The following is a 5,461-nucleotide window of genomic DNA, read 5'->3' as shown; positions in this document are numbered from 1 at the left end:
GCTGGACTGGTACAACTACCACCGACCCCACACCGGCATCGGCAGCCACCCACCAGCCAGCCGCGTCACCAACCTCTCCGAACAGCACACCTAGGCGCCCCGGTAGCAGCAGTACTGCCGGCATTCGCGCCACAGGTCCTTGGCCAGAGCGGTCCAGGCGACCGGGTGCTTGTCGAAACATGGTCGCCTCCGCGTGCACCACGTAGTGTGACTCCGCATGATCGAATCCGAGATTGAGATCAGCGAGGATCTGGTCCGCGACCTGCTGCGGGACCAGCATCCGGATTTGGCCGCGCTGCCCATCCGCGAGGTGGCGGGCGGCTGGGGCAACCAGATGTGGCGCCTCGGAGACGAGTTGGCGGTCCGGATGCAGCGGATGGACACCAACCCGGATCTGCAGCTCAAGGAGCGCCGATGGCTGCCGACCCTGGCCTCGCGCCTGCCGCTGCCGATCCCGGTCCCCGTGCGGGACGGTGCGCCGTCCGAGCGCTTCCCCAAGATCTGGACCGTCATGACATGGGTTGAGGGCACGCCGCTGGACCACGGCTCGATCACCCGCAGAGACCATGCGGCCGACCTCCTGGCGGCCTTCCTCAAGGCACTGCATGTGGAGGCGCCCGCCGAAGCACCGGACGCCTCGGACCGCGGCGGTCACCCCAAGGAGTGCACGGAGGGCTTCGAGCGCTTCCTGCGGGCCGTGGACCTCGGCTACTTCGCCGAGGACGACATCCGGACCGTGTGGGACGATGCGGCCGCGGCTCCCGAGTGGGAGGGCCCGCGAGTATGGGTTCACGGCGACCTGCATCCCGCGAACGTCGTCGTCGCGGAGGGGACACTGGCGGGCGTCGTCGACTTCGGCGATGTCTTCGCCGGCGACCCGGCCTGGGACCTTGCGGCCGCCTGGGTGCTGCTCCCCGCGGGCGGCGCCTCGCGGTTCTTCGACAGCTATGCCCAGGCGGACGAGGCGGCGGTCCGACGGGCGCGTGGGCTGGCCGCAATGAAGAGCCTGTTCCTGATGCTGATGGGCCAGAACGGGGATCGCGGCCTGCCCGGCGGCAAGCCGTACTGGGGGCCCGCAGGCCGGTCGGCGCTTGAGCGCATCCTTAAGAGCCTTTGACGTCGGCATCGATCGACAACGCAGGATGCCCCGACCTCTGGTCGGGCCGACCGATCGCGCGGGAGACGATGGACCGGGTGGGCCCGAGGCGTTCGGCGATGTCCTGCTGCCGGATGCGGACCAGGCCGCCGGGCTCCTGGCGGGCGGTGAGGACGTCGAACACGTCGCGGGCTGTCGGCGACAGGCAGGCGTTTGGCAAGACCTCAAAGATCTCCGGGTTGTGGAAACCAGGGACGGTGCTGCTCATCGCGTGGCCTGGTGGGTCTTCAGGTGGTCCAAGACATTGCGGGACATCGTGCTGAGGTCGAACTTCCACAGTTTGTCCTCGATCACCTACGCCATGCTTGCGGGCTGTGCAGGCTGCGGCCGGGCGTAGTGTGCGAGCGAGCGATCAGGCCGCCTTGACGGGCGACGCCGAGGCGCAGGCAGGCAGGTCACGCGCAAAGTCGACAGTATCGTGCAAGCGAGTGACATGATTGTTCTCCTCTCCCCATTTGACCGCGTGATGGAATCAGACCGCGGAGGGGAGTTCGTCCTGACTGTGCAGATTCCACCATCAGCATCAGGCCGGTGCTGCACCTCATGAGCAGATCGCCCTCGCCCGGCAAGGCGCCCACAAGCGCTCGCGGTGGCCAGGCAACCGCTCCACCTCGCCATACAGAGAGAGTGCACGCATGTCTGTAGTACTGATTCCTGACGAACCTGTTCGAGTGGCTGCGGACGGCACGCGGTCGTGCCGCTACTCGATCATGAGGGGTGATCTCATCGCGGGTGGCCTCGAACTGAGGGTTGAATCATCCGCGCCTCGAACCGGACACGCGCACTTCTGTGCCAATAGTCGGTCGGACCGGGGCGCGAACCTCGGCGCTTCTGTCATGACGGCGGCGGAGGAGTTGTTGCGCGACTGGGGGTGTACCGCTGTGCGGGTCCGCGCACCACGGCGTGAGGCGGAGGAACTCCTCGCCAAGCTGAGTTACCGCTCGGTCAGCCGTGTCATGGTCAAAGAACTCGGCTCACGGCCGGACTTGCCGTCCTCCGTCCGAGCCCGAACCTTGACCCAGGAAGAGTTCGAAGCATTTGTCGGGGCCGCAGAGGCTCAGTACGCCCTCTCCTTCGTGGATCGGGGTTTTCCTCTAGCCGAGGCCGAGAATATCGCCCGCTCGGCCACGACGAGTCTGTTGCCCAACGGCCAGGCTACTCAGGGTGTCGCTCTGCGCTGCCTGGTCGATCAAGAAGACGTCGTCGGCAGCCTCTGGGTGGCCGACTCGGGTCCGCTCCCGGAGCCGGGTGCGTACGTGTATGACGTAGGGGTCTCAGAGGGACGCCGCGGCCGAGGGTTCGGCCGAGCTCTCATGCTCCATGCAGAGCAGATCGCCTGGGACTGGGGTTGCCGGCGCATAGGCTTGAACGTCTTCGAGGGGAACACCGTTGCTGAGCAACTGTACGCATCATTGGGTTACCGGACGACGCTGCGCTCAATCGCCCGAGACCTGTAGGAACGGCTGACGCGTCCTGTTGCGCCACGGACGGTGCGCCCATCAGCCCGACAGCGTAGAGGATCGACGGGGCCCCGGCGGCCCAGCAGGCGGGTACCACTGTGGCTACCACGGCCCGCCGCCAGGTCCGGGCTGGGTACGTCGCTCGGCCTCGATGACGGCCAGCGTGTCCAGCATCTTCTCCGCGCATGTGTCGTGGTTCTCCCAGGCCACGTACCGGCCGCCGCCGGAGGCGGCCTCGGTGAGGAAGCAGTCCACGATGCCGAGTTGGCTGAGCGCTTCCGCGGTGGCCAGCACGACCGCCTCGATCCGGTGGCCGGCCGCCCGGTAGGCACGGGAAGAGACGCGGGCGTCGTCCGGAAGCGAGGCTGGGGCAGCCGAAGCTGTCCGGCCCGGGCAAGGACGCCGACCCGCTGCTCGTGCTCACCGAGTCTGCCCTGGAGCGCTACGGCCTCCCCGCCGCCCTCACTGATGAGGAGCGGCTCGCCGGGCGGCTCCCGGAGGGCCACAAGGTCGTCAAGCAGCTGGCGCGCGCGGAGTGGAAACTGACGAAGCGCGGGTTCGGCCGTGGGCGCGGATCTACCGCCCGGCCAAGGGCTCGGAACGCACCTGCGTGCAGCTGTGCATTCCGTCGTGGAACGCGCTGGACACCCGCCACGGGGGCGAGGCCGGGCAGCTTCCGCCGGCGGACCTCGCCCGGCTCCTGGGCACCTACGCGTCCCGGGTGATGACGCCGCGCGGCTCCACCGCCGTCACTGGCCTGGAGCTGATATGACCGCGCTGCACCCGCCGACCCGCGCCTCCGAGCCGGACGCGGATCGTCCTTGCCGACCTTCACCCTCGACAGGTCGACGTGGGACAGGTCGACCAGCCACGAGCCGGGCAGCTTCGGGTCGAACACCGGTGCCTTGACGTGCGTCGGCGCCCCGAGGCCGACGACGAGGCCGTTGGTACCGGCGGCGAAGGCCATGTTCACGTCGATACCGACCAGGTGTCGCAGCGTGCACTCGGCATCCGTCATCGGCTGCGCCCAGTCGTACGCCTCCTCGAACAGCTTCTCGCCAGGGCGGACGTGGAAGCGCGGCAGGTCCTTAAGGAGGGGGTGTCCGTCAGCGGCCTCGCACGGGGCGCAGTCCACCGGGTCCTTGCCCAGCGAGCCGGGGTTGTGCTCGGGATGCCGGCGGCCGGTGGAGCTGGACGGCGACCTACTGCCCAGCCCATTCACGCCGAAGGACGAGCGCCCGGAGGGCCCGGCCTGGTACGCCACCCCCACCGTCGCCTACGCGAGGTCTACTTCCAGGACAGCGGCCGCCGCGCCGGCCAGCTGAAGGAGGTCCGCTTCACGGACACCTGGAGTTCGACCTGTAGCAGGCCGGCCACGAACAGCCCGCGAGCCCCGGTGTGACTGAGCACATCAGTCGGCGAGTGGGCATGTGAGTTGGCGACCAGAGCATTCGCGCTCTACAAGCCGGGTGCGGTTGGGTTCGACGCGCGCAGGGAATTGAGCTTCACGGGTGCTCACCCACTGGACGTACGTAGCGCCGAGAGCTGTGAGGTGTGCGTGGCTGGTTCGCGAACCGCTTCGGGGCCGGGGAGCCTGTTGGAGCGCTGGGATCAGCGGGGGCTGGCCATCGCTTGCCTTGTCGCCGTCTGCGGATCAGTGACCGCTGCGCTCTTCGGACTGTCTGCCGCCTGGCAGATGCCATTCCTGTTCACGGCGGTCTACGCAATCCTGCGTTCCCTCGTCCCCATCACCGCCTCGCGACAAGAACTGGCTGATCTCCGCGCCGAAGTCGAACTGCTGCGGCGCGACTTCGACCAGGCGAACTCATCACGTATAGAGCACTATCCGGACGCGGCGGCCTTCTATAAGGCGGAGGTCGATTATCTCGTCAACCGCTGCCCTAGCCATATGGACGCCTGGTACATGCGGCTTGAAACGCCGGATGATTTCAGCGCATCGTCTGCAGCCTTCTCGGACTACTTCCAGGCGGTACTCGACTGGGCGCACAACGGCGGATCGGTGCGGCGCCTGTTCTGCCTCGGCTCGTCCAGAGGGTATGCCAGCTGGACAGCGCGGCACCGGGAACAGACCCGCCACCTGCGCAGCTACAGCATTCGCCAGGTGGCCTGGCCCATCAAGGCCGACCTCATGAGCATGGCCATCATGGACACGAGCGCTGTGTTCCTCGCATTCACTGTTGGCGACCGAGTTCAAGGCATGCGCATTGAGGACAGCGAGGCCGCAGCGTACTTCAAGTCGTACTTCGACCGGCACTGGGAGAACGCCAGGGAAGTGCCCCGTCCCCCCACGCCTTGAGGTCTGTTCAGAACGTATGCGCAGTTCACACGGCGGGTGCTCGGATGGTGCCGTAGATGATCGGCGATCTCTCGCCATGCATTTCAACGGCTGAGTCCGCCGAGCGGCGAGAGTTTGCGTGTAGGGGACGAGATCAGCACGCTCGCCCTCCATAACGCTCAACTCGCCAACTGAAGCGCTCAGTCACACCCGGACCCATGGGTCCGGGGCTCGCTCGCGTATCCGGACTAAGAAAACGATCACGATTCGGCACCCTTTAGTGCGCTAGGAAGGTGGTCCTGCGTGTGCTCCGTCACGGCGACACGCCAAGCTGCCAGAGCCGGTGACCAGCGATTTTTGTGAGGGCGTGCGTCCTGTAGCGACCGAAGGCGCATCCGATGGCTGCTCGTCCGGCGCGGGGTGTGCCCCCGGCGGAAGAACCAGCAAGTTGGGCGAGCCCTACGACCGGCCTCCCCTGTCCAAGCAAGTACTGACCGGGTGGGTGCCGGCCGGGGGCACGACTTTGCCGCGCCGTCGTGGCATCGATGC

The 5,461-nt window shown here is 67.3% G+C and carries 5 protein-coding genes and 1 pseudogene; 4 read left to right on the top strand and 2 right to left on the bottom strand.

Annotated features, from left to right (window positions below):
- Positions 1-217 precede the first annotated feature (217 nt).
- Complete coding sequence (locus ACZ4WH_RS43805; RefSeq protein ID WP_468191913.1) at positions 218-1,117, top strand: aminoglycoside phosphotransferase family protein; 900 nt, start codon at positions 218-220, stop codon at positions 1,115-1,117.
- Here ACZ4WH_RS43805 and ACZ4WH_RS43800 read toward each other — a convergent pair.
- Positions 1,104-1,364: a hypothetical protein gene (locus ACZ4WH_RS43800; protein ID WP_468191911.1), complete on the bottom strand. Its 261-nt coding sequence runs from the start codon at positions 1,362-1,364 to the stop codon at positions 1,104-1,106. The two genes, ACZ4WH_RS43805 and ACZ4WH_RS43800, sit on opposite strands and share 14 nt — an antisense overlap.
- Before the next feature lie 427 nt (positions 1,365-1,791).
- On the opposite strand from ACZ4WH_RS43800, the gene ACZ4WH_RS43795 reads away from it, so the two are divergent.
- Positions 1,792-2,613: a GNAT family N-acetyltransferase gene (locus tag ACZ4WH_RS43795; RefSeq protein WP_468191909.1), complete on the top strand. Its 822-nt coding sequence runs from the start codon at positions 1,792-1,794 to the stop codon at positions 2,611-2,613.
- Positions 2,614-2,718: 105 nt separating this feature from the next.
- Here the strand turns inward: ACZ4WH_RS43795 and ACZ4WH_RS43790 are convergent, their stop codons facing one another.
- Positions 2,719-2,922, bottom strand: a complete 204-nt coding sequence (locus ACZ4WH_RS43790) for a zeta toxin family protein (protein WP_468191916.1) — start codon at positions 2,920-2,922, stop codon at positions 2,719-2,721.
- A 50-nt stretch (positions 2,923-2,972) separates the two neighbouring features.
- On the opposite strand from ACZ4WH_RS43790, the pseudogene ACZ4WH_RS43785 reads away from it, so the two are divergent.
- Both ACZ4WH_RS43785 and ACZ4WH_RS43780 read left to right on the top strand, forming a co-directional pair.
- Positions 2,973-3,507: pseudogene (locus ACZ4WH_RS43785) on the top strand (telomere-associated protein Tap); the annotation flags it as partial.
- Between the two features lie 706 nt (positions 3,508-4,213).
- A complete protein-coding gene (locus ACZ4WH_RS43780) occupies positions 4,214-4,933 on the top strand; it encodes a hypothetical protein (RefSeq protein WP_468191907.1) in 720 nt (239 codons plus the stop codon).
- Positions 4,934-5,461 lie beyond the last annotated feature (528 nt).

The sequence above is a fragment of the Streptomyces sp. NPDC029138 genome (assembly GCF_055564375.1).
This window is presented reverse-complemented; position numbering and strand designations above follow the sequence as displayed.